This is a genomic window from Dermacoccus sp. UBA1591, from assembly GCF_002322065.1.
GTDB classification, from domain to species: domain Bacteria; phylum Actinomycetota; class Actinomycetes; order Actinomycetales; family Dermatophilaceae; genus Dermacoccus; species Dermacoccus nishinomiyaensis.
The window spans coordinates 25,350-28,978 of record NZ_DCNR01000115.1 but is presented as its reverse complement, the minus strand read 5'-3'; the positions used below and the strand labels follow the sequence as shown (position 1 = coordinate 28,978).

Genomic DNA, 3,629 nt, shown 5'->3' with positions numbered 1-3,629 from the left:
GGGAGCCGCTGCGGGGGGCGATCCGGCAGACGGGCGTGACGGCCGTCATCGGGCTCGGCGAACATTCGCTGTTCCGGCAGAGCGGGCATCTCGCCGTCCCGGCGCTCGTGCACGGCGTGTGGGATTTCGGTGCGGGGATGGCGGGCCGCAGGAGCGAGCCGGCGGTTGAGTGACAGGGCCGGTCAGCTGCCGGCGGGCAGGCTCGGTCAGTAGCGCTGCAGGTACTTCCCGTCGGGATCGAGCACCAAGGCGACGGCCAGTCCGACAGCGATCAGGAGCATGGTGCCGACGACCCCCGTCACGGCCTTCGCGCCCTGGCCGCGGTTGTGGCGGCGCAGCCACCTCGCGATCACGAGCGCGGTCAGTTGCATGAGGGCGAACATGACCACGGCGACCCCGACCATCGCGGCCGGCGTCACCACGATGCCGGGGCTGCCGGGTCGCATGGCGAGCACGATGCCGCCGATGAGCGCGGCCGTCATCAGCACGACCCCGCCGAGGGTGGCGACCATCGGCGGGAGGAAGCGGAGCGATTCCACGAAGAGGTACACGGCGGCCAGGACGACGACGAAGGCGAGTGCCGCCGTGAATGGGACGGAGACGGTGTCCTGGCCTTTGCGCCACGCCAGCGCAGCGGCACCCGTGGGCAGGACGCCGGCGGCGCCGAGCGCGCACAGGAGCAGCACCATGCGCGCGATCGCGATGGCCTTGCGCACGTCACTCTGAGAAACGCCCCCCGGGGCCGTGGGCTGCGGTCCTGTCATCGTCATCTCCTGGGGTGCTCGTCGGGCGCCCGACGGCGCATGGTGAACAGGGCTTGCTCGTCCTGGTCTGCCACGGTACGTCCATCGACGGCGCACCGGGGTGGATGTGGCCGCGCGGTCGCCGGCCGGCAGCCCACGGTCCCACGGTCGACGCCGGCGCGCGTTCAGTTCAACTCGAACGGCGCCCCGTTGCGGGCACCGTTGGCGGCGGTGAGCTGAGCGCCGGGCTGCGCCGTCACGGACGGGCCGGCTCAGCGCAGATGAACCGCGAGCGACGGCGCGAAGGTGCGGACGACCTCGTGCTGCGCCATCGAGGCGAAGGGTTCGATGCGCATGACGTATCGGGTGAAGATGATGCCGGCCATCGTGCCGGCCAGCCCGAGAGCGCGACGTGAGGCATCCGGCCCGTCGACCTGCTCGCGCAGGTGCCCGAGGATCTCGCCGGCGAAGAAATCGGCCACGGACGCTCGGACGGCTTCATCGGCGATTGAGTCGCCGATGAGCGCGCTGATCGAGTCGCGAACCTGCGGTTGATCCCACACCGCCATCGCCGTCGCGAGGATGTGCTGGGCCCGCTCGAGCGGGCGACGCGCCGGGCCACCGAAGGCCGAGGCGATGACGAGCGACGGGCGCAGGTTGATCGCCATCACCTCGGCGAACAGCCCCTCCTTGGAGCCGAAGTAGTAATTGACCAGTGTGTGCGAGACGCCGGCCTTGGCCGCGATGCTGCGGGAGGACGTGCGAGTGTAGCCCTGGGCCACGAACAGCTCTGTTGCAGCCTCGAGGAGGCGTTCCCGGGCGTCACCGCCGCCCGCGGGACGGCCGCGCGAAGAATTGACCACGTTCGCATTCTGCCCCATCTCGACGGCACGCTGGAGGCATGTCACAGACACCGCCGCTCGAGCGACCGCCCGCCGTCCACGCGGCCGACCTGCGCGTCGTACGCAACAAGCGAGCCGTCCTCCAAGGCTTGAGTTTCGCCGTGCCGGCCGGTCGGATCACCGGTCTGCTCGGGCCGTCAGGGTGCGGCAAGTCGACGCTCATGCGGGCGATCGTCGGCGTCCAGGATGAAGTGAGCGGCACTCTGGACGTGCTGGGCAACCCCGCCGGGCACGCACGCAACCGTGCCCGCATCGGGTACGTGACCCAGGCAGCCAGCGTCTACGACGACCTGACGATCCGCGAGAACCTGCACTTCTTCGCCTCCGTGCTCGACGCCCGGGAGGCCGACATCGACAGCGCGCTGCACGCCGTCGACCTGCACGAACGAGGGGATCAGCTCGTTCGCGACCTCAGCGGCGGGCAGCGCTCCCGCGTCAGCCTCGCCGTGGCGCTGCTGCGGACCCCCGACCTGCTCGTGCTCGACGAACCGACCGTCGGCCTCGACCCGGTGCTGCGTCGAGACCTGTGGCACCTCTTCGCCGACCTTGCCGCCGACGGAGCGACACTGCTCGTCTCGAGCCACGTCATGGACGAGGCGGATCACTGCGACCGTCTGCTCCTCATGCGGGACGGCGAGTTGCTCGCCGACTCGACGCCGTCGCGCCTCAAAGCCGAAACCGGTTGCGAGAGCATCGAATCCGCCTTCTTGGAGATCGTCCGATGACCCCGCGCATCACCCTCGCCGTCGCTCGTCGCGTGCTGACGCAGCTGCGTCGCGACCGCCGGACCCTCGCGCTGCTGCTCGTCATGCCGTGCGCGCTGATGGCGCTGCTCGCGTGGGTGTTCGACGACGCGCCCGGCCACACCTTCGATCACATCGCGCCGCAGCTGCTCGCGCTGTTCCCCTTCACCGTCATGTTCCTCGTGACGTCGGTGACCACCCTGCGCGAACGCACGTCAGGCACACTCGAACGACTGCTCGCCATGCCGATGGGGCGCGTCGACCTCCTGCTCGGCTATGCCCTCGCCTTTGGTCTCGTCGCCTGCGTGCAGGCGGGGCTCGCTGTGCTGCTCAGCGTCTTCGGGTTGGGCCTCGACATCGGGGGGAGCCTGTGGATGCTCGGACTCATCGCGGTCGTCGACGCCGTCCTCGGCACGGCCCTGGGGCTGTTCGTCAGCGCGTTCGCACGGACCGAGTTCCAGGCCGTGCAGTTCATGCCGGCGCTCGTCATCCCGCAGGTGCTCGTCTGTGGGCTGTTCATCCCCCGCGATCACCTGCCGCGTGCGCTCGAACTCGTCTCCGACGTGCTGCCGCTGTCCTACGCCGTCGACGCGATGACGGAGGTGGCGCGCGGCGACTCGAGCGCCTCCATGATGGGAGACCTCGGCATCGTCACGCTCTTCGCCCTCGCGTTGCTCGGCTGCGGTGCGCTGACGTTGCGTCGGCGCACCCCCTGACGGCACGCCCCGGCGGCGCGCTGCCGTCGCCACATTCTGACGCCGCGTCCTGACGATGCTGTGGGCGTGTCGCCGCGCCCGGACGTCCGCGCCACGCTGACGCGGGTGCGGGATGAGGCGGCCGCGGGATAATGACGGCATGAATCATCCGAGCGCCACCGCCCACCGCCGAGCTCTCACGCGCCGCACCGGGTTTCGGCTGGCGATCAGCGTGATCGTCGGTGTGCTCGCGGCGTTCGTCACGATCGCCGTTGCTGATCGGACGATCGCGTTCGACGTCATGACGGGGTGGACGGTCGGCGCGATCGTCTTCGGTGCGTGGACGTGGCTGATCGTGCGCGGCATGAACCCGACGCAGGCCGCCGAGCACGCCCGCGAGGAGGACCCGAGCGTCGCCGGAGCGGACGCCACCGTCATCATCGCGACGATGGCGAGCCTCGCAGGGGTCGGACTGCTCCTCGTCGCGGGCAAGCACAAGGCAGGTACCGCCGAGGCCGTGCTCGGGACGGCGAGCGTCGTCGCGTC

5 protein-coding genes are annotated in these 3,629 nt (G+C 70.4%); 3 read left to right on the top strand and 2 right to left on the bottom strand.

Annotated elements, in window-relative coordinates; all coding sequences use genetic code 11:
• Window positions 1-206 precede the first annotated feature (206 nt).
• Together B2284_RS13280 and B2284_RS13275 are read right to left on the bottom strand one after the other, a co-directional pair.
• Complete coding sequence (locus B2284_RS13280; protein WP_136788604.1) at window positions 207-764, bottom strand: hypothetical protein; 558 nt, start codon at window positions 762-764, stop codon at window positions 207-209.
• A 251-nt stretch (window positions 765-1,015) separates the two neighbouring features.
• The gene (locus B2284_RS13275) at window positions 1,016-1,606 is read right to left on the bottom strand and encodes a TetR/AcrR family transcriptional regulator (RefSeq protein ID WP_170957235.1); all 591 of its coding nucleotides are present in this window, start codon (window positions 1,604-1,606) and stop codon (window positions 1,016-1,018) included.
• Between the two features lie 38 nt (window positions 1,607-1,644).
• Between B2284_RS13275 and B2284_RS13270 the strand changes: the two genes are divergently transcribed.
• The 3 genes from B2284_RS13270 to B2284_RS13260 all read left to right on the top strand — a co-directional run.
• Window positions 1,645-2,370: an ABC transporter ATP-binding protein gene (locus B2284_RS13270; protein ID WP_136788602.1), complete on the top strand. Its 726-nt coding sequence runs from the start codon at window positions 1,645-1,647 to the stop codon at window positions 2,368-2,370.
• On the top strand, window positions 2,367-3,104 hold the full coding sequence (locus B2284_RS13265; protein WP_136788601.1) for an ABC transporter permease: 738 nt from the start codon (window positions 2,367-2,369) through the stop codon (window positions 3,102-3,104). Before B2284_RS13270 ends, B2284_RS13265 begins: the two co-directional genes overlap by 4 nt.
• Window positions 3,105-3,243: 139 nt before the next feature.
• Window positions 3,244-3,629 (top strand): DUF1345 domain-containing protein (locus B2284_RS13260; RefSeq protein WP_286697631.1); only part of this gene is annotated, 386 nt, incomplete at its 3' end.